The sequence below is a fragment of the Flavobacterium magnesitis genome (assembly GCF_041729735.1).
GTDB lineage: Bacteria > Bacteroidota > Bacteroidia > Flavobacteriales > Flavobacteriaceae > Flavobacterium > Flavobacterium magnesitis.
Map to the genome: position 1 here is coordinate 17,470 of NZ_JBCFQK010000025.1, position 19,792 is coordinate 37,261.

Below are 19,792 nucleotides of genomic sequence, written 5' to 3' on the forward strand. Positions count from 1 at the left end.
AAAACTATATTGATTCTAAATTACGAAAACCTCATTTGCTGTTAGCATTATGAGGTTTTTTTTATGGCTTTTTTGTTTATATTTGTTAAAAAAACACCAAAAAACATGTACGCATTTATTCAAAAATTTCATTCAGGTTGGGCTTATATAGCACTTTTATTATTAGTGATTGCGGTAGTTAATTCCATCATTGGGTTGGCTTCAAAAAAAGAGTTTACAGCTAAAGATAGAAAAATTGCCATTTTTGGATTAATAGGTACACATACTCAGTTATTAATCGGTTTGATTTTATACTTTGTTTCTCCACTTGGCTTTGGTTCTTTAGGGCAAATGTCAGAGAAAATGTTACGTTTAACTTCATTAGAACATCCGTTAATTAATCTTATTGCGATTACTTTAATTACTATTGGATGGTCAAAACATAAAAAATTAACCACCAGCGAATCAAAATTTAAAACTTTCTCCATTTTTTACGGATTAGGATTAGTACTTATACTAAGTAGAATACCTTGGTCGTTATGGTTTAAATAAAAACGCAAAAAGTCCTTTTTCAGGACTTTTTTTATCTAGGTATAGTTTTTGTTTTTATAAAGATTCGAACTAAAAAGTTAATATGAAAAAATCAATTACACTATTTCTTTTATTTGTTACTGTTGTTTTTACAATTGCTCAAAGTAAAATTTCTGAAAACCCAAAGACACTTGTATCAAAGCCTTCTGTTCAAAACCTTGATACACTTCAAAAAAAATTCACTTTAACCAATAATAAACGGGGAGTTGTAAAAGACACTCTTCATGATGAAGTTGTTGGTAAATTAAAAGTGTATAAAAAGAGTGTTCATGCTTCTTATTATGCAGATAAATTTAACGGGAGGCGTACAGCCAGCGGCATAAAATTCAGTAACAGTGATTATACTGCAGCGCACAAAAAATTTCCTTTTGGGACTATGTTAAAAGTCACCAATGAAGTTAACGGAAAATCAATTTATGTAGAAGTTATTGATCGGGGACCTTTTGTAAAATCAAGAGAAATTGATTTAACCAAAAGAGCTTTTATGGAGATTGCATCAAATAAAAACTCAGGTTCAATGAAGGTAACTATCGAAGAAGTAGTCAAATAAATTTCCAGTTTTTAAAAGGATTTTTGCTTAAATAAGAGTTGTAATAGCGTTTATCATTAGTTACTTCATCTCCCAGCCAATCTGGTTTTTTAAATAATTCTGTTTCCGATTGTAGTTCAATTTCGGCCATTTCTAAACCTTCATTCTCTCCGTAGAATTCGTCTATTTCATAGATGTGTTTGCCCACTTTTACTTCAAAACGCGTTTTATCTATTACGCCTTTTTCGCAAAGCAATAATAAATTTTGGGCTTCTTCAACTGAGATTTCTTTTTCCCATTCAAAACGAGACATACCTGAAGCATTTGAAATGCCTTTTACGGTCAAATACCCTTTGTTTTCTTTTATTCGAACACGAACTGTGCGTTCAGGATTAGAATTCAAATAACCTTGAGTAATCCTTTTTTTAGAAAAAGCTTCTTTTTTATAAGAATCTGAAGTGATTAAAAATTTTCTTTCTATTTCTAACATTTTCTATTGACTTTCTGGTTTTGTTTAAATCAGACCTATTTTGGATAAAGGTATTATTTTTTTCTGTTTTCCAAATTCAATAATAAAAGGAATCTTTTTTCAATGAATTAACTTACATTAGATCGATTTTGAAAATGATTAGGGCTAAAATATTTTTGTTTTTCAGTTATTTTTTTGTGAATAATTTGATTGTATTTCATTGTCGGATTTGTATTTTTACACCAATAGAATAGATTCATTATGCCATTTTTCAAAGTAAAAACTAAGCCATCCATAACGGAACTATTAAAAAATTTTTTTAAAGGTAGTTCGTCTTGGCGTGATGAAGAAAATAATTTAGAACCCCTAGTCGAATTAATCCAGCTGATTAGACCTTTAAAAATTAAAAATTTACAAACCGTAAATTTGCATGAGCTGATTTCTTTTTTGAGAGAAAATCAATCTTACCGAAAAGAACTTTCCATATATCTTAAGGAGATTTTAAAAAACAGAAAATTCAATAAGATTTTTTCGGATGCTGCCATTTTGCGTGATGTGGATTTTTTCTTTGAAGTTAAAAAAAGAATTTTAGCTAAAATTTTACCTTATCAGCCACAAAAAGAGACTTTAGAGTATGTTTTAAATCAGGTTTTTTATTTAGCTACTGACAGTGTTTGGGTTAATAAAATTCCAATGGATCAGCTGGAAGAATTGTACGATCTTTTAGAGTTCGAATCAATTTACGAAAACGTCGAACCTAATTCAAGTTTATCTGAACTATTAATTGCAATGCATTTAATCACACAGCGAATTAGTGGTCGTGCGATGGAAACAGATGTAATCAAGATGGTTCCTGAATTTGACGATTTAGAAAGTCCTTTTTCTGCATTCGAGAAGGAATTGTTCTTGATCGAAGACGAAATTAGAAATTCGGAAAAACATTATATTCTGTCAGATGATTTGTCTTTGGCTCAATTGTTAGTCTTGCTCAAGCATTGTGAAGGTTTTGTAGAAAAAGCTTTTCGAAACAGCTCTAAATACGGGATTTCGCTTCGGGTGAATCAGAATTTATTAAAAATTAAACAGCAATTAGAAAGACTTAGATTTCTTATTTCATTACTAAAAGTGGAAAATGAAAAGGATGAAAAGAATAACGGAATTGTGATGGCTTTGCAATTGATAGAATTCAATTGTTATAAAAATAATGTTCGAAAGTTTATTGCTCAAAGCATTCAGTTGATTTCTTATGAAATTACCCAACATACTGCAAAAACAGGTGAAAAATACATTACCGAAAACCGAAATGAATATTTTAAAATGTTCTGGAATGCCCTGGGAGGTGGTTTTATTGTGGGTATTATGTGTATCATTAAAATTTTCCTTTCAAAAATTGATACTAGTATTTTTGGTCATGCATTTCTTTATAGTATGAACTATGCTTTTGGATTCATTACTATTTATATTTTAGGATGTGCTTTAGCTACAAAACAGCCAGCTATGACAGCTTCAGCTTTGATAAAAGCTATTGAGGAAGGAATGTCAAAACAAGGAAATAATACCCAGAAATACAATGCTTTTGCTATTCTTTTTGCAAGGGTTTTTCGTTCTCAGTTTATAGCGTTTGTGGGGAATGTGATTATGGCTTTTCCAGTATCTTTATTTGGAATTTGGCTAATTGATTATGCTTTTCATTATAATATCGCTGCTACTAAATGGGAAAGATTACTTACTGATACAAGTCCGATACACTCTTTGGCAATTTTTCATGCAGCCATTGCGGGAGTATTTTTGTTTATGTCTGGAATCATTTCAGGAAGTGTTGCCAATAGAGACAAACACAATCAGGTTTATTTCCGTATTGCCGAACATCCTTTGTTAAAAAAGAGTATTGGAAAAGTTAGAACATTAAAATTATCTGCTTGGTATGAAAAAAAATGGGCTGGTATTGTTTCTAATTTCTGGTTTGGAGTTTTCATGGGTAGTACGGCTTCCATAGGTTTGTTTTTAGGGCTAAATTTAGATATTCGACATATTACTTTTGTGAGCGGAAATTTAGCGTTAGGATTGTACGGAGCAAATTTTGAGGTTACTGATTCTATGTTGGTTTGGGGTATTGTTGGAATTGGAGTTGTTGGATTGGTTAACTTTATGGTTAGTTTTAGTCTTTCTTTAGGATTGGCTTTTCGTTCCCGGGCGATTTCTTTGTTTGAATTGCGTTTTGTAACGGCTGCTATCTGGAATCATTTCAAAGCAAATCCGTTTAGTTTCTTTTTTCCAACAGAAAGAAAATCAAAATCAGAAGTGGTTGAAAATTATCTACACACCGAAAAAGATAAATAAGGTATCAGGTACACTTGTTTAAGATGCTAGAATTAAATCCAAATAGAAAAATTATACACGTAGACATGGATGCTTTCTATGCTTCAGTTGAGCAAATGGATAATCCTGAACTTCGCGGAAAACCCATAGCTGTAGGTGGTTCAGAAAGCCGAGGTGTTGTGGCCGCTGCCAGTTATGAGGCTAGAAAATTTGGAGTTCGTTCGGCAATTAGTGGTGTTTTGGCAAAGAAAAATTGTCCCGAATTGATTTTTGTTCGTCCAAGATTTGAGCGATACAAGGAAATTTCGAATCAAATTCATAAGATTTTCCGAGATTATACAGATCTGATAGAACCTCTCTCTTTAGACGAAGCTTATTTGGATGTGACTCAAAATAAAAAGGGAAATCCGAGTGCTAGTCTTTTGGCACAAGAGATTCGGAGTCGTATTTTTAATGAAGTGGGATTGACGGCTTCGGCGGGAATTTCGATTAATAAATTTGTTGCCAAAATTGCCAGTGATTACAATAAACCTAATGGGCAAAAAACAGTTACTCCAGAAGAAGTGATTCCGTTTTTAGAAGTTTTACCCATCCGAAAGTTCTATGGTGTAGGGAAAGTTACCACCGAAAAAATGTATCAATTGGGTATTTTTACTGGATTGGAATTAAAAAGTAAATCTTTGGAATTTTTGGAGAAGTATTTTGGTAAATCTGGAAGTTATTATTACCAAGTAGTTCGCGGAATTCACAATAGCGAAGTAAAATCCAGTAGGATTGCAAAATCAGTTGCTGCCGAACATACTTTTGAAGTCAATCTTTCTTCGGAAATTTTTATGCTGGAACAACTAGAAATTATTGCCAATAGTTTAGAACGAAGGCTTAAAAAACATAATGTTTCAGGGAAAACAGTAACTTTAAAAATAAAATACAGCGATTTTACCCAGCAAACCCGCAGTAAGACTTTGCCTTATTTTATTGCTGATAAAGGATTGATTCTGGAAGAGGTAAAAGAATTATTGTATCAGGAACGAATGAAAGATTCGGTTCGTTTACTTGGAATTTCGATGAGTAATTTGAATACCGAAGAGAAGAAATCAGTTGTTGCAGTTCAGTTAAAATTTGATTTTTAGAAAAAGAAAACCCTTCTTTTTGGGAAGGGTTTGAAATTTTTATATTCGTTTAAACTAGTCTTTACTTGAAAGTTTAGACAGCAATCTTAGAAACTCGATATACAACCAAACTAGAGTAATCATCAATCCCATGGCACCAAACCATTCCATGTATTTTGGCATTCTTTGTTGCACTCCTTGTTCGATACGATCAAAATCCAAGAATAAATTTAATGCAGCAATTACAATTACAAAAACACTAATTCCAATACTCCACATCGAATTTCCATAATGTACTGGCTGGTAACCAGAAAACATAGAAAATAACCAAGAGATTAGGTAATAAGTAGCAATAGCTAATGTTGCTGCTATAACAACTGATTTGAATTGCTCTGTAACTTTTACAATTTTAAATTTATATAATCCTAAACAAACGGCAAATGTTACAAAAGTAGCACCTACAGCCTGAATGACAATTCCAGGATATTGAACTTCAAAAATGGCCGAAATTCCTCCAATAAACAAACCTTCAAACAAGGCGTAACCAGGAGCTAAATAACCTGAATATTGAGGTTTGAAAGCGGATATTACAACTAAAATTAATCCAATGATTGCACCACCAATAGCTGGAACAATTGGATTCATACCATTAAAAGCCAACCACCAAATTACCATTGCCGACGCTGTGAGCAATAAGAATAGTAAAACGGTTTTGTTAATAGTTCCCGAAAGGGTCATGTCTTGGTCGTAACCAATTACAGTAGCTTGGTGAACTTGCTCTACTCTGGATGTTGGAGAGAAGCTTTTATTGTTTAAGAATGGGTTTTTAGATTTAAAGTTCATAACAATACATTTTATGTTGGCCAAATATAATTCAAATTTTTTAGGATAGTTGTTTAATTCTTCTTAATTTTTTTGAAAGCATGTTCGTTGAAATTATCAAAAAGAACTAGATTATGGTAGAAGTTTTAGTGTTATTTATTGAAATAGTCAACTACTAAGTTAGCTGAAAATCAGACATAAAAAATCTTGATTAAGAAACTTGAGTTATTTCCTTAATTTGTAATTTTACTGCATCATTTTATTTTAAATACCCCCACATATTATAATGTTTCAAATTTTGCCGTTAGACCCAAAAACAGTGTTCCAACTTTATTTTTTGGGCAACTTTTTTGTTTGTATTCTTATTTTTGGTTATTCGTTTTCTTATGCTACTGTCGATAATAGGAAGATATTAAAATGGTTTGGCTATGGGAAATTATTACTAACCATTGGTTGGATTTTCCTTTTTTTAAGAAACGTCATTCCTGATTTTATTTCGATCAATATTGCTAATATGATTGTTTTTTCGGCCTGTTGTTTTGAAACGATAGCAATATTAACATTACTTAAATCCAAATCGAATAAAGCGTATCGCTTACAAATAAAAATCACTATTGTTGCCATGTTAGTTTTCAATATAGCAACAGTATTAAATAGTACCATCAATACTCGAGTTTTAATTGCGTCATTGGGATTGTTTGCTATTTATTTACCACCAACTATTAGTTATTTTTCTGAAAAAGGACATAATTTTTTTCGAATTTCCTACGGAATTTGTTATGCTGCCTTTGAAGTTTTGATTGTTATTCGAGTTGTTTTTAACTACTTGAATCCACAAAAGGATTTTTTTTCATACACAATTTTTGATAGTCTGTACAATATTGCTTTGTTTTTGCTTTCGCTAATTAGTACGGTTGGATTTTTATTATTGGTAAAAGAAAAGCAAGATCTTAAAATTCAGAAACTTTTAAAAGATAGAAATCAGTTCTTTTCTATCATAGCTCATGATTTAAGAGGACCATTAGGAGCATCGGTTGGGCTTTCAGAAATATTAGCCGAAAATATTGAGGAATGCAGTCATGAAGAAATTAAGGAAATTACCGAAATGCTTCATCAATCGAATAAAAACAGTTACAAATTATTAGAAAATCTCTTAGATTGGTCTCAGGTACAAACTGGAATGATAGAATACAATCCGAAAAAAGTAGCTTTAAGCGAATTGATTAAAGAAAATATCGAACTGAACAAAAATGCGGCATTAAATAAGAATATTGCTCTTTCATTTGAATCAACTGAATTTATTGAAGTCGAAGCAGACAAAAACATGATTGATACCATTGTACGTAACTTGCTCACTAATGCTATTAAATTCACCAATAAAAACGGAGAAATAAAGGTAAAAATGTACAAAGAATCTAAAAAAGCTGTTGTTTCGATTACGGATAGCGGAATTGGAATTCCAGATGATATTAAAGAAAAATTGTTTAAAACCAACGGAAAAGTAACTCAAAAAGGAACTGAAGACGAATTGGGAACCGGACTTGGATTGTTACTTTGTAGTGAATTTGTTAAAAAACATAAAGGAGAAATTTGGGCAGAAAGCGAACCTGGAAAAGGCAGTACTTTTAAATTTACTTTGCCATTGGAAATAAAGAAAAACTAGTTTTTTATAAAGCAAAAAATCCGTCTCGTTAAGAACAAGACGGATTTTGTATTTTGCTAAATAGCTATTAGATAATTTCAGAAACTCTCATAGTGTTTACCATTCCTTTTTCTGTAATAGGCATAGATGCTAAATTGATGATATAATCACCTGGTGCAACATGTCCTTTTTCTTTAGCGATTCTGTTAATGTCAATTACTGTAGTATCTGTACTTTCTTCTTTGTCATAGAAATAAGTTCTAACTCCCCAAAGTAAACTTAACTGAGTAAGGATTCTTTTGTTTGAAGTAAAAACTAAAATTTCAGCGGTATTAGGTCTCCAAGCAGATAATTGGAAAGCAGTATATCCACTATTAGTCATTGTGGAAATAGCTTTTGCTTCAATAGAATTAGCCATAACTGCAGCCTGACGACAAATAGTTTTAGTGATAAAACGTTTTGTTTTAATTTGTGGTGTATTTTGTGGTACTTGAATTAATGCAGAGTTTTCTACAGCCTCACAAATTTGAGTCATTTTTTGGATTACTTGTACTGGGTAATTTCCAGCAGCAGTTTCTCCAGAAAGCATTACTGCATCAGCACCATCCATTACTGAATTTGCTACGTCATTCACTTCAGCACGTGTAGGTGTTAAGCTAGTAATCATCGTTTCCATCATTTGTGTTGCAACAATAACTGGAATACGGGCTATTTTAGCTCTACGGATTAGGTCTTTTTGTACCAATGGTACTTCGTGAGCAGGAAGTTCAACTCCTAAATCTCCACGAGCAACCATTAAAGCATCACAATAAGCTACAATTTTATCCATGTTCTCTAATGCTTCTGGCATTTCGATTTTGGCAATAATTGGAATTTTGTTTTCAGCGTGCTCAGCAATTAAGTCTTGAAGATCTTTTAAATCTTGAGGTGTTTTTACAAAAGAAAGTGCAATCCAATCTACTTTTTGCCCAATAGCAAAAATAGCATCAGCAATATCTTTTTCAGTCAAAGCTGGAAGAGAAATTTTGGTATTTGGTAAGTTAACTCCTTTTTTAGATTTTAACTCTCCACCTTGAATTACTCTTGCAACAACTTCAGTATTTTTATCAGTTGAAACGATTTCGAAAATTAATTTTCCGTCATCTAATAAGATTCTTTCACCAGGATTTACATCATTAGGAAAGTTTTTATATTTCATGAAAACTCTTTCGGCAGTACCTAGAATGTCTTCAGCTGTAGTAAATGTGATGATATCACCATCATTAACAACAACACCTTCGGTCATCATTCCAACACGAAGTTTTGGACCTTGTAAGTCGGCAAGTATTGCAGTAGTATAACCGAATTCTTCATTAAGTTCTCTGATGATTTTAATTCTGTTTTCTACATCGGCATAATCAGCATGAGAGAAATTAATTCTAAATACGTTTACACCAGCTTCAACCATGTCCTTTATGATTTCTCTTGTGCTGCAAGCAGGCCCAAGGGTAGCCACAATTTTAGTTTTCTTGTTTGTAGTAATCATTTGCATTAAAAAATTAGATTGTTTTTAGATTTTATTTGTTTTGTTTCAACAGTATATACGGTTGTTATGTTTTCTATAGTGTTTAATATCATTTTTATTTGATGGGCATCAATGCTGTCATCGGTATTGTCTATTTTTAAAAAATAATCAGCTTTTTTAAATTCAGGCAATAAATACACTTTTGTCGAAATGCCTTCAGTCGAATTTGAAAATAAGTCTTGAACTTGTTTGTTTTGTTCTTGAATAACCTCGTTTTTATTCTGAACTAAGTTCCATGCTACCGTATTTTCTTCGTCATAAAAATAAAATCTCGAAAATTTTGTTTCTCCTTCTTTGATATTTATTTGAACTTCATCAGCACTCTTTGCTAGATTTATAGGAAGTTTTTGATTGATAAAATATGCCAATCGGTAATCTTCTAAAGAAGTATGAATTGCGATTAGATTGTAATCAATCTCATCAAATTCGTCAAGACTTAATTTATGAATAGCCATCTTCATTAAAAATAAAGATGTAAATATACTATTTCTGTCGAAGTATAAGTGTTGAAAATATAATGATTTCGTTAAATTTAAAACGAAAACGTTGTAGTTTTGAGGAATTTAGTATTATTTTTTGTTCATTTTTTCCTGAAATGCAAAATAGGCACGTTGAGACGCTTTTTCTTCGGCTTTCTTTTTTGAAGTTGCTCGTGCTTTTGCAATCACTTTTTCATCGATGCTTAATTTAACCCCAAACAGGCGTTGTCCGTCTATAGCATTGTCTTCAAAGATGTCATAATGAAAATGCCTTTTCTCTTTTTGACACCATTCAATAATCAAACTTTTGTAGCTTATTACCTTTCCTTCAAGTCTGGAAATATCAACATAAGGAATGATTACTTTTTGCTGAATGAATTTTTCGCAAAAAGGATATCCTTTGTCCAGATAAATTGCTCCAATCAAGGATTCGAAAATATTGCCATGTATGTTTTCGCCAAAATGCTGTACAGGAACTTTGCTTTCTACAAACCGAATTAAATCCAAATCTTTCCCTAATTCATTCAAGTGTTCTCTACTTACAATTTTAGAACGCATCTTAGTAAGATAACCTTCATCTCCGTATGGTGCTTCGTTAAATAAATGCGCAGCAATAACCGAACTTAACATAGCGTCACCTAAAAACTCTAAACGTTCGTAACTAATAGGGTTTCCAGTAGCATCCATTTTGCTTGAAGAGCGATGAGTAAAGGCTTTTTTATAGTGATTCAAGTCGCCAGGAGGAAAGCCAAGTATTTTTTGGATAGTATCAAAAAAAATCCCGTCTTCTTGAGAACGACGGGATTTTGTAAATATTTTTTTGAATATACTCATAGTATAAAATTAGAATCCTAATTTTTTTACTAATACACAAGCATTGTGACCTCCAAAACCAAAAGTATTACTCATAACAACGTTCATCTCTCTTTTTTGAGCTACATTGAAAGTGAAGTTTAACTTAGGGTCAATTTTTTCATCATCTGTAAAATGATTAATCGTAGGAGGAACTATTCCATGTTTTATAGAAAGAATAGCAGAAATTGTTTCAATTGCTCCAGCAGCTCCTAATAAGTGACCTGTCATAGATTTTGTTGAATTCAAGTTCATGGTATAAGCATGTTCTCCAAAAACTTGTTCGATTGCTTTACTCTCAGCCATATCTCCAAGAGGAGTTGACGTTCCGTGCATGTTTACTCCATCAACATCAGTTGGTTTTAAACCAGCGTCTCTCAAACAGTTTAGCATAACATTTTTTGCCCCTAATCCTTCTGGATGTGGAGCTGTAATATGGTGTGCATCTGCGGACATTCCTCCACCACCAATTTCGCAATAAATAGTTGCTCCACGGGCTATGGCATGTTCGTATTCTTCTAATATTAAAGCACCAGCACCTTCGCCTAAAACAAAACCGTCACGGTCTTTGTCCATAGGTCTGGAAGCAGTTTTTGGATCGTCATTTCGTGTCGAAAGGGCGTGCATTGCATTAAATCCTCCCATTCCGGCAATTGTTACTGCAGCTTCAGAACCACCAGTTACCATGACATCGGCATGACCTAATCTAATGTAATTGAAAGCGTCAATAATAGCATTTGTTGATGAAGCACAAGCAGAAACAGTTGTGAAATTTGGTCCTCTAAAACCGTATTTAATAGAAATGTGACCACCAGCTATATCGGCAATCATTTTTGGTATAAAGAAAGGATTGAATTTTGGAGTACCATCGCCAGCTGCATAGTTAAGAACTTCTATTTGAAAAGTTTCTAAACCTCCAATTCCTGAACCCCAGATAACACCAGCTCTATCTTTGTCTAATTTTTCAAAATTAAAACCAGCATCTTGTACGGCTTCATCTGCTGCAACCAATGCATATTGTGCATAACGGTCCATTTTTCGAGCTTCTTTTCGGTCTATAAAGTCTTCAACATTGAAGTTTTTTACTTCGCAGGCAAAATGGGTTCTAAATTTTGAAGCATCATAATATGTTATCGGAGCAGCTCCGCTAACTCCGTTAATAAGCCCGTTCCAATACTCCTCAATATTGTTTCCAATTGGAGTAAGAGCACCTAGGCCTGTTACAACAACTCGTCTTAATGCCATATATTCTGTATTTTGTTATCTTTAAACAAACAAAACCCACGCTTTCTTTTGTGTTTTAGTACCTAAGAGCCATGGGTGTTGTATTATGTATAATGGATTGAAATTCAATCGTACTTTTAATTTTGAAAAATAATAACACCCGATTTTTGGAAATTCCAATTTTCAAAAAACAAACTCCAAAAAATGGAATTTGGAATTTTTAGTTTGTTTTTTCTAAAATTCGGGTGTGAGTTTATTATTTTTTAGCTTCTTCGATGTAAGAAATAGCTTGACCAACAGTAGCAATGTTTTCAGCTTGATCGTCTGGAATTTGAATGTCAAATTCTTTTTCGAATTCCATAATAAGCTCAACAGTGTCTAATGAGTCAGCTCCTAAATCATTAGTGAAGCTTGCTTCTGTTACAACTTCGTTTTCGTCAACGCCTAATTTGTCTACGATAATCGCTTTTACTCTTGATGCAATGTCTGACATAATCTTTAATTTTAGAATTTAATTGGTGGCAAAAATAAAAAACTTTATTTTAAAATAACTATTAAGTTGATAAATGTGACATCTAAAATATAAAATAATTTTGAACAAAGACTTCTGAATGCTATTTAATTTCGTTTTTTATTCTTTTTTTTGTGTGACTTAAACGAGATGAATTATGAAAAAAATAGTTGTTTTTGCTTCTGGATCTGGTACAAATGCTGAGAATATTATAAAATATTTTAAAGGAAGTGCAATTGGAGAGGTTGTAGGTGTGTACACTAACAACGCAAATGCCGGGGTAATTGATAGAGCAAAAAATAATGCTGTTCCTGTAACGATTTTTACAAAATCAGAATTATATGAAAGCGAATTATTACAAAATATAAATACTATTCAGCCAGATTTAATTGTCTTGGCTGGTTTTTTATTAAAGTTTCCAGATGCAATTATTGCTGCTTATCCTGATAAGATTATAAATATTCATCCTGCCTTGTTGCCAAAATATGGTGGAAAAGGAATGTATGGTATGCACGTTCATAGAGCTATTGTTGAAAATAAAGAAAAGGAAACTGGGATAACGATTCATTATGTAAATGAAAATTATGATGAAGGGGCTACTATTTTTCAAAAGCAGGTAACAGTTTTAGGGACTGATACGCCAGAGGTTGTTGCTGAAAAAATTCACGAGTTAGAACAAAAATATTTCCCGGGAGTTGTTGAGGATTTGTTAAAATCGAAATCATAGATTTGGAATATCAAGTACATATATATACTGATGGAGCTGCAAAGGGAAATCCAGGACCCGGAGGTTATGGCGTGGTGATGGAACTGGTAGGAACTCCGCATAAAAAAGAATTTTATGAGGGATTTCGGCATACTACTAATAATAGAATGGAATTGTTGGCTGTAATTGTTGGATTAGAGAAGCTGAAAAATCTAAACATGAAAGTTCTTGTGGTTTCAGATTCTAAATATGTGGTGGATTCAGTAGTTAAGAAATGGGTTTTAGGTTGGGAAAAAAAAGCTTTTGCAGCCAGAAAAAATGCCGATTTGTGGAAACGTTTCTTGTTGGTTTATAGAAAACATCAGGTCGATTTTAAGTGGATAAAAGGACATAATAATCATCCTCAAAACGAACGTTGCGATGCTTTAGCGGTTTTTGCATCGAATCAAAAATCCTTGTCAATTGATGTTTTTTATGAAAAAGAAGAGGGCAGAATTTTGTGATAATTTTGCTTCTTCTAACTTTTGCAACTATGGAACTTATGAACTATCTTTGCACTTTAATTCGAAATTCATCAAATGAATAAATTATTGATTGTTGGAACAGTCGCTTTCGACGCAATTGAAACCCCTTTCGGTAAAACCGATAAAATTTTAGGTGGAGCTGGAACTTACATTGGACTTTCAGCCGCTTTTTTTAACTTACAATCGGCTATTGTCTCTGTTGTGGGTGACGATTTTCCTCAAGAATATTTAGATTTATTGACTGAAAGAAATATTGATATTTCTGGACTTGAAATAGTAAAAGGAGGGAAAACCTTCTTTTGGAGCGGTCGTTACCATAACGACTTGAATTCAAGAGATACATTGAATACTCAATTAAATGTTTTGGCAGATTTTCAGCCAAAAGTTCCTGAAAATTATAAAAATGCCGATGTAGTGATGTTAGGAAATTTACATCCATTAGTGCAAAGCGGTGTTTTAGATCAATTAGAAAGTAAACCAAAGTTAGTAGTTTTAGATACTATGAATTTTTGGATGGATTGTGCTTTACCTGAATTATTAGATGTAATTAAACGCGTAGACGTAATTACAATTAATGACGAAGAAGCAAGACAACTTTCTGGTGAATATTCTCTAGTAAAAGCTGCAGCAAAAATTCAGGAAATGGGACCTGAATATGTAGTGATTAAAAAAGGAGAACACGGAGCATTATTGTTTCATGGAAATAATGTGTTTTTTGCCCCAGCATTACCATTAGAAGAAGTTTTTGACCCAACAGGTGCGGGAGATACTTTTGCAGGAGGTTTTGCAGGATTTATTACTCAGAGCGAGAATGTTTCTTTTGAAAATATGAAAAATGCCATTATCTACGGTTCTAATTTAGCTTCCTTTTGTGTGGAGAAATTTGGAACAGAGCGAATGGTTAGCTTAGATAAAAAGGAGGTTGTGTCTCGATTAAAACAATTTAAGTCATTGACACAATTTGATATAGAATTATAATGCCTTGAAGCCTCGGAAACGGGGCTTTTTTAATTAGTATTATTCTTATTAGTATAAAAAAACTCACACAACACAAATACTATTACAATGAGCGACGCTTTAAAACATGAATGTGGAATAGCTTTAGTTAGACTACTTAAACCGCTTGAATTTTACAAAGAAAAGTATGGTTCTGCTTTTTACGGGATACAAAAAATGTATCTGATGATGGAGAAACAGCATAATCGTGGTCAAGATGGTGCTGGTTTTGCTAGTATCAAAATGGATGTAGAACCGGGAGAGAGATACATCAGTAGAGTACGTTCTAACCAGTCTCAACCTATTCAAGATGTATTTGCTCAAATTAATGAAAGAATTAATGAGGAGTTAACAGCACATCCTGAATATGCTGATGATGTTGCGGCACAAAAAGCAAATATTCCTTATATAGGAGAATTGTTTTTAGGACATGTACGTTATGGAACTTTTGGAAAAAATAGTATCGAAAGTGTACATCCTTTTTTGAGACAAAGTAACTGGATGCACCGTAATCTTATTTTGGCAGGAAACTTTAATATGACAAATGTTAAAGAGCTTTTTCAAAATTTGGTTGAGTTAGGTCAACATCCAAAAGAAATGGCGGATACGGTTACTGTAATGGAAAAAATAGGTCACTTTTTAGATAAAGAAGTGATGCAGTTATACCAAGATTGTAAAGCAGAAGGGTATTCTAAACAAGAAGCTTCGCCAGTAATTGCCGAAAGATTAGATGTGGCTAAGATTTTAGCCCGTTCGGCAAAGAATCTTGATGGAGGATATGCTATGGCAGGTCTTTTAGGTCATGGAGATGCTTTTGTTTTTAGAGATCCGGCAGGAATTCGTCCAGCATATTATTATCAGGATGATGAAGTTGTGGTTGTGGCATCTGAAAGACCAGTTATTCAAACGGTTTTTAATGTTCCATTTGAAAAAGTACAAGAAATAGATCCAGGAAATGCTTTGATTATTAAAAAGAATGGAACAGTTTCTATGAAAGAAATTTTGACTCCAACAGTTAAAAAATCATGTTCATTTGAGCGAATTTATTTCTCTAGAGGTAGTGATGCTGAAATTTATCAGGAAAGAAAAAAACTAGGAAAATTAATTTTGCCAGCAGTTTTGAATTCGATTGATCAAGATACTGATAATACCGTGTTTTCATATATTCCAAACACGGCAGAAACTTCTTTTTACGGATTAGTAGAAGCGGCTCAGGATTTTTTAAATCAAAGAAAGAATAATTATATTTTAGCCAATAGAAATACGCTAACAGCCGAAACTTTACAGGAATTATTAGCTGTAAAAATTAGAACTGAAAAAGTGGCTATTAAGGATGCTAAATTAAGAACATTTATTACTGCCGATGATAGTCGTGATGATTTAGTAGCTCACGTTTATGATGTGACTTATGGAGTAATTAAGCCTACAGATAATTTAGTAATTATTGACGATAGTATTGTGAGAGGAACGACTCTTAAAAAGAGTATTATCAAAATGATGGATCGTTTAAATCCAAAACGAATTGTAATTGTTTCTTCGGCACCACAAATACGTTTTCCTGATTGTTACGGAATTGACATGGCAAAACTGGAAGGTCTAGTTGCTTTTAGAGCTGCATTGGAACTTTTGAAAGAAAGAAACTTGTATCATATTGTTGATGAAGTGTATGCTAAATGTAAAGCACAAGAAAGTTTTAAAGATACGGATGTGGTAAATTATGTAACTGCAATTTATGAGCCATTTCAACCACAAGAAGTATCCGATAAAATTGCTGAAATGTTAAGTTCACCAGGAATTAAGGCCGAAGTAAAAATCATTTTCCAGACTGTGGAAGATTTGCATATTGCTTGTCCTAAAAACCTTGGAGACTGGTATTTTACAGGTGATTATCCTACTCCGGGAGGAAATAGAGTTGTAAATCGTGCCTTTATGAATTTTTATGAAGGAAAAGATGCAAGAGCTTACTAATCGGTAATTTAAGTTATTTGTCGGTTTTTTAGGTTGTTTGTCTTGAATATTTGTAGATAAGATATTACTAAGATAAATTTGTTTCACCATAATATTAGTAGGTTAAGTTTATGGTAGATTTGGGGCAAAAAAGGTGGAAGCAATTCCACCTTTTTTATTGGAATAAAGTGAGAAAGAAAATAGAAGTTTAGAGGATAGAAAAAAGATAAAACAAAATCAACTTTGTGATATAAACAAAAAAAATAGACAAACTAACTTTTCAGTCAATTTGTCTATTTTCTATAATCTTTACTCTATTTCCTTAATAGAAAAATTATTTTTCTAAAGCATATCTTCTAGATACTTCAGTCCAGTTAATTACACTGAAAAAAGCTTCAATATAATCAGGTCTTCTGTTTTGGTAGTTTAAGTAATAAGCATGCTCCCAAACGTCCATTCCTAAAATTGGAGTTCCGCCACATCCTACACCTGGCATTAATGGATTGTCTTGGTTTGGAGTACCACAAACGTCTAATTTTCCATCTTTTTGAACACATAACCAAGCCCATCCTGAACCAAATTGCGTTGCTCCAGCTTTAGCAAATTTAGCTTTGAATTCTTCAAATGATCCAAAAGCAGTTTCGATTGCAGTTAATAAATCACCTGTAGGTAATCCGCCAGCGTTTGGTGCCATTACTGTCCAAAAAAGATTGTGGTTGTAGAAACCTCCACCATTGTTACGAACAGCTCCATTAGACATATCAAGATTGATCAATATGTTTTCAATGGTTTTACCTTCCATATCAGTGCCAGCAATAGCAGCATTTAGGTTAGTTGTATACGCATTATGATGTTTTGTGTGGTGAATTTCCATTGTACGAGCATCAATATGTGGTTCTAGTGCGTCATACGCATAAGGTAATTGTGGTAATTCAAAAGCCATGATATTTTTGTTTTAAGATTTATAAATAATTTATCCAAAATTAAACATTTATGTTTGGAATTGGAAATTATGCTTCGTTAAATAAATTAAATAATATTTTTTTTTGTGATTTTAATCTGTAAATAAATGATTTTTTTCTAAAAGTTCAACAATCTCTATTTTTTGACTATTGGTTGTTTTTAGTAATTAGTATACATTAAGATTGTGCCATTGCCATACAAATGATACTGATTTTAGCTCCAGGAATCTTTAATAAAGCATGACTGCAAGCTTCCAGAGTTGCACCAGTAGTAATAACGTCATCAATAAGAATATAGTGTTTGTTGTGGTCTTTTTCGGTGTAATGAACATCAAATATAGTTTCGATACCTTCCATTCTGCCTAAAAGATTCTTTTTAGATTGGGTTTTCGAATAGACTTTTCGAAACAAAATCGTTTCGTTATAATCCAGATTCAAATTTTCCGAAAGAGATTGACCAAAAGTGGTTACTTGGTTGTAACCTCTCTCCTTATATTTTTTGGGATGCAAAGGCACTGGAATTATTTCATCTGCTTCTATAGTCAATATGATTTCTTTTAAATCTTCGGCATACCAGTCGCCTAAAATGATTCCAATATTTTCATGCCCTTTGTATTTTAAATTGTGAATTAGTTTTTGTACAATTCCCTTTTTATGAAAATAGAGAAATGCTGAGGCGTATTCGACAGGAATTCGACCATAAAATTTCTTATAAGCTTCGTTTTCTTTCAATAAATGATGATTGGTCAGCGGAATATTATGTCGGCAAATGGTACAAATTACCTTTTCATTTGCTAATAAAATACTGTCGCAACCTGAGCAGCTTTTGGGAAAGAAGAGATTAATAATGCTTTTAAACATAGAATGTGCTTTATTATTTCTAAAATTATAAAAATCAATGCTTCAAACTTTAATTATTTTCTTTTTTTTACATTCACTTTTTATATTTTTGCACCACTATGGCAAAACAAGAAGATATATTTAAGAATGTAGTTTCGCATGCAAAAGAGTACGGATTTATTTTTCCGTCAAGCGAAATTTACGATGGTTTGAGTGCAGTATATGATTATGCACAAAACGGAGTAGAATTAAAAAAGAACATACGTGAATATTGGTGGAGAGCAATGGTTCAAATGAACGAAAACATTGTTGGTCTTGATGCATCTATTTTAATGCATCCAACCACTTGGAAAGCTTCTGGACATGTTGATGCTTTTAATGATCCGTTGATTGATAATAAAGATTCAAAAAGAAGATATAGAGCTGATGTTTTGATTGAAGATTATGCTGAGAAGCTAAATCAAAAAGCAGTTAAAGAAATCGAAAAAGCAAGAGCGCGTTTTGGTGATGCTTTCAACGAACAAGAATTTGTTACTACAAATGCTCGTGTGATGGAATACAAAGCCAAAGAAAGAGAAATTCTGGAAAGAATGGCTCGTTCTCTTGGAAACGAAGATTTAGCTGATGTAAAAGCTTTAATCGAAGAATTGGAAATTGCTTGTCCTGATTCTGGTTCTAGAAACTGGACAGAGGTAAAGCAATTTAACTTGATGTTCGGTACCAAATTAGGTGCTTCTGCCGATTCTGCAATGGATTTGTATTTACGCCCAGAAACGGCTCAGGGTATTTTTGTGAATTTCCTGAACGTTCAAAAATCAGGAAGAATGAAAGTTCCTTTCGGAATTGCTCAAACGGGTAAAGCGTTTAGAAATGAGATTGTTGCAAGACAATTTATTTTCCGTATGCGTGAGTTTGAACAAATGGAAATGCAATTTTTTGTACGTCCAGGCGAAGAAATGAAACACTATGAATTTTGGAAAGAAGCCCGTTTAAAATGGCATTTATCCTTAGGATTAGGAAGAGAAAATTACCGTTTTCATGATCACGAAAAATTAGCTCATTATGCTAATGCAGCAGCTGATATTGAATTTAATTTTCCATTCGGATTTAAAGAATTAGAAGGAATTCACTCAAGAACAGATTTCGATTTAAAAGCACACGAACAATTCTCAGGTAGAAAATTACAATATTTTGATGCCGAATTGAATCAAAATTATGTGCCTTATGTGGTTGAAACTTCAGTAGGTTTAGATAGAATGTTCTTAGCGGTTTTTGCAACTTCATTACAAGAAGAAACTTTAGAAGATGGTTCTTCAAGAACAGTTTTAAAATTACCAGCTGTTTTAGCACCAACAAAAGCAGCCGTTTTACCATTAGTTAAAAAAGACGGATTGCCTGAAATTTCTAAAAAAATCATCGAGGATTTAAAATGGGATTTCAATGTGGCTTATGATGAGAAAGATGCAGTTGGTCGTCGTTATAGAAGACAAGATGCTTTAGGGACGCCATTTTGTATTACAGTAGATCATCAAACGATCGAAGATGAGACAGTAACCATTCGTCATAGAGATACAATGAAACAAGATCGCGTAAAGATTTCAGAATTAAAAAACATTATCGAAAACGAAGTTTCAATGAAAAACTGGTTGATGAAAATGTAATTTTTTTTCCAACAAATAGCGAAAGGCTCTCCAAAACGGGGAGCCTTTTTTTGTTTTTTATAGTGT

Annotated in this window: 19 protein-coding genes; 10 read left to right on the forward strand and 9 right to left on the reverse strand. The window is 32.8% G+C overall.

Annotated features, from left to right (window positions below):
- Positions 1-105: 105 nt before the first annotated feature.
- Positions 106-531 carry a hypothetical protein gene (locus AAGV33_RS14165; RefSeq protein WP_373392824.1) on the forward strand — a complete coding sequence of 142 codons (426 nt, stop codon included), beginning with the start codon at positions 106-108 and terminating at the stop codon, positions 529-531.
- 82 nt (positions 532-613) lie between these two features.
- Positions 614-1,120, forward strand: coding sequence for a septal ring lytic transglycosylase RlpA family protein (locus AAGV33_RS14170; protein ID WP_373392825.1), 507 nt, complete (start codon positions 614-616; stop codon positions 1,118-1,120).
- On the opposite strand, the gene AAGV33_RS14175 is transcribed toward AAGV33_RS14170, so the two are convergent.
- Positions 1,113-1,589 carry a CYTH domain-containing protein gene (locus AAGV33_RS14175; protein ID WP_373392827.1) on the reverse strand — a complete coding sequence of 159 codons (477 nt, stop codon included), beginning with the start codon at positions 1,587-1,589 and terminating at the stop codon, positions 1,113-1,115. The two genes, AAGV33_RS14170 and AAGV33_RS14175, sit on opposite strands and share 8 nt — an antisense overlap.
- Before the next feature lie 240 nt (positions 1,590-1,829).
- On the opposite strand from AAGV33_RS14175, the gene AAGV33_RS14180 reads away from it, so the two are divergent.
- Both AAGV33_RS14180 and dinB read left to right on the forward strand, forming a co-directional pair.
- A complete protein-coding gene (locus AAGV33_RS14180) occupies positions 1,830-3,908 on the forward strand; it encodes a recombinase (RefSeq protein ID WP_373392829.1) in 2,079 nt (692 codons plus the stop codon).
- 23 nt (positions 3,909-3,931) lie between these two features.
- Positions 3,932-5,017, forward strand: coding sequence for a DNA polymerase IV (gene dinB, locus AAGV33_RS14185; RefSeq protein WP_373392830.1), 1,086 nt, complete (start codon positions 3,932-3,934; stop codon positions 5,015-5,017).
- A 54-nt stretch (positions 5,018-5,071) separates the two neighbouring features.
- Here the strand turns inward: dinB and AAGV33_RS14190 are convergent, their stop codons facing one another.
- A complete protein-coding gene (locus tag AAGV33_RS14190) occupies positions 5,072-5,839 on the reverse strand; it encodes a Bax inhibitor-1/YccA family protein (RefSeq protein ID WP_373392831.1) in 768 nt (255 codons plus the stop codon).
- A 316-nt stretch (positions 5,840-6,155) separates the two neighbouring features.
- Between AAGV33_RS14190 and AAGV33_RS14195 the strand changes: the two genes are divergently transcribed.
- A complete protein-coding gene (locus AAGV33_RS14195; RefSeq protein ID WP_373392832.1) occupies positions 6,156-7,481 on the forward strand; it encodes a sensor histidine kinase in 1,326 nt (441 codons plus the stop codon).
- Between the two features lie 67 nt (positions 7,482-7,548).
- Here AAGV33_RS14195 and pyk read toward each other — a convergent pair whose 3' ends face one another.
- The 5 genes from pyk to AAGV33_RS14220 all read right to left on the reverse strand — a co-directional run bounded on the left by pyk (position 7,549) and on the right by AAGV33_RS14220 (position 12,072).
- Positions 7,549-8,982 carry a pyruvate kinase gene (gene pyk, locus AAGV33_RS14200; protein WP_373392877.1) on the reverse strand — a complete coding sequence of 478 codons (1,434 nt, stop codon included), beginning with the start codon at positions 8,980-8,982 and terminating at the stop codon, positions 7,549-7,551.
- 8 nt (positions 8,983-8,990) lie between these two features.
- Positions 8,991-9,479 (reverse strand): IPExxxVDY family protein, encoded by a 489-nt coding sequence (locus tag AAGV33_RS14205; protein ID WP_373392833.1) that lies wholly within the window; start codon positions 9,477-9,479, stop codon positions 8,991-8,993.
- 114 nt (positions 9,480-9,593) lie between these two features.
- The gene (locus tag AAGV33_RS14210) at positions 9,594-10,337 is read right to left on the reverse strand and encodes a ribonuclease III family protein (RefSeq protein WP_373392834.1); all 744 of its coding nucleotides are present in this window, start codon (positions 10,335-10,337) and stop codon (positions 9,594-9,596) included.
- A 9-nt stretch (positions 10,338-10,346) separates the two neighbouring features.
- A complete protein-coding gene (fabF, locus tag AAGV33_RS14215; RefSeq protein ID WP_373392836.1) occupies positions 10,347-11,600 on the reverse strand; it encodes a beta-ketoacyl-ACP synthase II in 1,254 nt (417 codons plus the stop codon).
- Positions 11,601-11,835: 235 nt separating this feature from the next.
- Entirely contained in the window at positions 11,836-12,072 is a 237-nt protein-coding gene (locus AAGV33_RS14220) for an acyl carrier protein (protein WP_007137004.1), read from the reverse strand.
- Between the two features lie 175 nt (positions 12,073-12,247).
- Between AAGV33_RS14220 and purN the strand changes: the two genes are divergently transcribed.
- The 4 genes from purN to AAGV33_RS14240 all read left to right on the forward strand — a co-directional run bounded on the left by purN (position 12,248) and on the right by AAGV33_RS14240 (position 16,284).
- Positions 12,248-12,817 carry a phosphoribosylglycinamide formyltransferase gene (purN, locus tag AAGV33_RS14225; RefSeq protein WP_373392840.1) on the forward strand — a complete coding sequence of 190 codons (570 nt, stop codon included), beginning with the start codon at positions 12,248-12,250 and terminating at the stop codon, positions 12,815-12,817.
- A 2-nt stretch (positions 12,818-12,819) separates the two neighbouring features.
- A complete protein-coding gene (gene rnhA, locus AAGV33_RS14230) occupies positions 12,820-13,299 on the forward strand; it encodes a ribonuclease HI (RefSeq protein WP_373392841.1) in 480 nt (159 codons plus the stop codon).
- A gap of 75 nt (positions 13,300-13,374) precedes the next feature.
- On the forward strand, positions 13,375-14,298 hold the full coding sequence (locus AAGV33_RS14235) for a PfkB family carbohydrate kinase (RefSeq protein ID WP_373392842.1): 924 nt from the start codon (positions 13,375-13,377) through the stop codon (positions 14,296-14,298).
- Between the two features lie 87 nt (positions 14,299-14,385).
- On the forward strand, positions 14,386-16,284 hold the full coding sequence (locus tag AAGV33_RS14240) for an amidophosphoribosyltransferase (RefSeq protein WP_373392844.1): 1,899 nt from the start codon (positions 14,386-14,388) through the stop codon (positions 16,282-16,284).
- Positions 16,285-16,597: 313 nt separating this feature from the next.
- On the opposite strand, the gene AAGV33_RS14245 is transcribed toward AAGV33_RS14240, so the two are convergent.
- Together AAGV33_RS14245 and AAGV33_RS14250 are read right to left on the reverse strand one after the other, a co-directional pair.
- Complete coding sequence (locus tag AAGV33_RS14245; RefSeq protein ID WP_373392845.1) at positions 16,598-17,206, reverse strand: superoxide dismutase; 609 nt, start codon at positions 17,204-17,206, stop codon at positions 16,598-16,600.
- A gap of 196 nt (positions 17,207-17,402) precedes the next feature.
- On the reverse strand, positions 17,403-18,086 hold the full coding sequence (locus AAGV33_RS14250; protein ID WP_373392846.1) for a ComF family protein: 684 nt from the start codon (positions 18,084-18,086) through the stop codon (positions 17,403-17,405).
- Between the two features lie 98 nt (positions 18,087-18,184).
- On the opposite strand from AAGV33_RS14250, the gene AAGV33_RS14255 reads away from it, so the two are divergent.
- Positions 18,185-19,726 (forward strand): glycine--tRNA ligase, encoded by a 1,542-nt coding sequence (locus tag AAGV33_RS14255; protein ID WP_373392848.1) that lies wholly within the window; start codon positions 18,185-18,187, stop codon positions 19,724-19,726.
- Positions 19,727-19,792 lie beyond the last annotated feature (66 nt).

Coding starts and splice junctions, on each gene's coding strand:
- AAGV33_RS14235 (WP_373392842.1), top strand. CDS start 13,375: ATGAATAAATTATTGATTGTTGGAACAGTCGCTTTCGACGCAATTGAA.
- AAGV33_RS14205 (WP_373392833.1), bottom strand. CDS start 9,479: ATGGCTATTCATAAATTAAGTCTTGACGAATTTGATGAGATTGATTAC.
- AAGV33_RS14220 (WP_007137004.1), bottom strand. CDS start 12,072: ATGTCAGACATTGCATCAAGAGTAAAAGCGATTATCGTAGACAAATTA.
- AAGV33_RS14255 (WP_373392848.1), top strand. CDS start 18,185: ATGGCAAAACAAGAAGATATATTTAAGAATGTAGTTTCGCATGCAAAA.
- AAGV33_RS14245 (WP_373392845.1), bottom strand. CDS start 17,206: ATGGCTTTTGAATTACCACAATTACCTTATGCGTATGACGCACTAGAA.
- AAGV33_RS14165 (WP_373392824.1), top strand. CDS start 106: ATGTACGCATTTATTCAAAAATTTCATTCAGGTTGGGCTTATATAGCA.
- fabF (WP_373392836.1), bottom strand. CDS start 11,600: ATGGCATTAAGACGAGTTGTTGTAACAGGCCTAGGTGCTCTTACTCCA.
- dinB (WP_373392830.1), top strand. CDS start 3,932: ATGCTAGAATTAAATCCAAATAGAAAAATTATACACGTAGACATGGAT.
- AAGV33_RS14210 (WP_373392834.1), bottom strand. CDS start 10,337: ATGAGTATATTCAAAAAAATATTTACAAAATCCCGTCGTTCTCAAGAA.
- AAGV33_RS14180 (WP_373392829.1), top strand. CDS start 1,830: ATGCCATTTTTCAAAGTAAAAACTAAGCCATCCATAACGGAACTATTA.
- purN (WP_373392840.1), top strand. CDS start 12,248: ATGAAAAAAATAGTTGTTTTTGCTTCTGGATCTGGTACAAATGCTGAG.
- AAGV33_RS14240 (WP_373392844.1), top strand. CDS start 14,386: ATGAGCGACGCTTTAAAACATGAATGTGGAATAGCTTTAGTTAGACTA.
- AAGV33_RS14250 (WP_373392846.1), bottom strand. CDS start 18,086: ATGTTTAAAAGCATTATTAATCTCTTCTTTCCCAAAAGCTGCTCAGGT.
- AAGV33_RS14190 (WP_373392831.1), bottom strand. CDS start 5,839: ATGAACTTTAAATCTAAAAACCCATTCTTAAACAATAAAAGCTTCTCT.
- AAGV33_RS14175 (WP_373392827.1), bottom strand. CDS start 1,589: ATGTTAGAAATAGAAAGAAAATTTTTAATCACTTCAGATTCTTATAAA.
- AAGV33_RS14170 (WP_373392825.1), top strand. CDS start 614: ATGAAAAAATCAATTACACTATTTCTTTTATTTGTTACTGTTGTTTTT.